The 2,122-nt window shown below is 69.0% G+C and carries 2 protein-coding genes; both read right to left on the reverse strand.

All coding sequences use genetic code 11. From position 1 onward, the window contains the following. Positions 1–40 precede the first annotated feature (40 nt). Positions 41–1,372 carry a hypothetical protein gene (locus tag P409_RS32545; RefSeq protein WP_034848403.1) on the reverse strand — a complete coding sequence of 444 codons (1,332 nt, stop codon included), beginning with the start codon at positions 1,370–1,372 and terminating at the stop codon, positions 41–43. 195 nt (positions 1,373–1,567) lie between these two features. Continuing rightward, a partial coding sequence (locus tag P409_RS32550; protein WP_193366538.1) for a fibronectin type III-like domain-contianing protein occupies positions 1,568–2,122 on the reverse strand: 555 nt, incomplete at its 5' end.

Genomic DNA, 2,122 nt, shown 5'->3' on the forward strand with positions numbered 1-2,122 from the left:
GAGCGGCTCCAGCCCGGCCGCTTGTCCCAGCGCCGATAGGCTACCCGGCGGCGGCACCGCCGGCGATGGCGGAGGGCTTGCCGCCGACCGGCACGTCCAGCCCCTGCTTCAGGCTGTTCAGGTAGAATTCGCGGATCCGGCCGTTCTCCGGATCGCTGACGAAAGCGCTGTTGCCGATGATGGCGACCGCCGGGGCCGGCGTCGCCGCATCCCAGGCGCAGTCGAAGGCCGGCACGGCGTCGAACTCGGCCACCGCCTTCCACTCCGGTGCGATATCGTAGACCCGCAGCTTGCCATCCTGGGTCAGGTTGACGACGCGCCTGCCGTCATTCGTCACCTCGTACTGGCAGACCGCCTGGCCGGCGGGGATCGGGAACACGTCGGCGGCGGCGAGCGCGTCGGCCGTCGGATCGATCCGCAGCAGCGCCTCGAAGGGCCGGCCGTTCTCGCCGCCATAGTTGGCGACCAGATAGCGGCCGGCCGCGCGGCCCTTGATCGTGCTGGCGCGGCGGCCGTCGGGATAGGCCAGCTTGCGCGAGCCCCAGGCCCCGTCCGGTCCCGGCCCGATCACCAGAACACCGCCGTCGCTGGCGGCGCTGCCCTCGATCCGCGGGTTGCAGCCGAAGACATGGGTCTCCCCCAGCGCGGCATGGCCGTGGAACTCCTTGCAGGAGCGATCGGAGTCCGACGCGTCGTTGAAGGAAGCGACCGCTTTCCAGCCCTGGGACCGGTCGAGGATCTCGAAGCCGTTCGGCCGAGACGAGACGCTGCGGTCGTCGCCCTTGGCATAGGCCTCCTTCGAGACCGAGACGAGGAACCGGTCGCCGCCGAGCGGCACCGCGATGCCATGCTGCGGCGCGGGTGCCGGCCAGACTTCAGGCTCCGCCGTGCCGCGGTCCAGCGCGTCGAGGCGGAGCGCCACGATCTTAGGGTCGCTCTTGCCCAGCCAGGGACGCTGCCCGTCGAAGAAGACGGTCAGCCAGCCCTTCTCCGACACCACATGGGACGGCTTGTCGCCGGTGAGGACGAGGTCGAGCAGCCGGACCTCGCCCTTCTCGATGTCGAAATGATCCTCATGCGATTCGAAGAACAGGCCGCTGTCCAGCAGCCGGATGGTGCCGGCATCGTCGCCGGTGCGGATCACCACGAAGCGCCCGCCCTCGGTGCCGATCAGCGCCGGATCGGCCTTGGTGATCGGGAAGCTGTGGGTGACCTTGCCGGTGTCGAGGTCGAGCACGCTGACCACCGGGGCCTCGTGGTCGGCAAACACCAGCCGGCCGCGCGAGGTGTGGTCATGGGCGGCCGCCGGATCGGCGGTGAGGGCGAGCGCGGCCAGCAGCGCTCCGGCAACGGTCCAGCGGGGTCTGGTCATGTCGGGGAATCCTGGGAAATCGTTAACAGAAATTAATGTTATAACATATCAATCCGAATCGACAAGGCATCCTCAGCCTCTCCCTTCCCGCCATTGCGAGCGCAGCGAAGCAATCCAGGGGCGGCTCGCACCGGCCCCTGGATTGCTTCGTCGCTTCGCTCCTCGCAATGACGGCCTTGCCTTGAAGCCCAGCCCTCAGACCTCGATCTGAATTTTTGCCGACAGCAGTTCGGATCGCTCGGCCCTGGTGCCGACCAGGATCTCAATCTCACCGGCCTCCAGCACCGGCTTCAGGTCCAGGCCCGGGAACGCCAGCGCGTCGGCGGCCAGCGCCAGGCTCAGCACCTGCTTCTGGCCGGGGGCCAGCGCCGCCTTGGCCATGCCCTTCAGCTCCAGCAGCGGCCGGGCCACGCTGGCCACCGGGTCGTGGATGAACAGCAGCACCGTCTCCTCGCCCGGCACCGCGCCGGTGTTGGTCACGGTCACCTCGACCGTCAGCGTCTCGCCCGGGCGCAGCATCGACGCCGAAAGGCGCAGGTCGCCCAGGGCGAAGCGGCTGTAGGACAGGCCGTGGCCGAAGGGGAATTGCGGGGACGTCGGGATGTCGATGTATTTGCTGGTGTAGTGCTGGTCCGGATCGGTCGGGCGGCCGGTGTTGCGCTCGCCGAAATAGATCGGCACCTGGCCGACATCGCGCGGCCAGGTCACCGGCAGCCGGCCGGACGGGTTGACCGCGCCGGTCAGCACGTC

It is taken from the genome of Inquilinus limosus MP06 (genome assembly GCF_000767795.1).
GTDB lineage: Bacteria > Pseudomonadota > Alphaproteobacteria > DSM-16000 > Inquilinaceae > Inquilinus > Inquilinus limosus_E.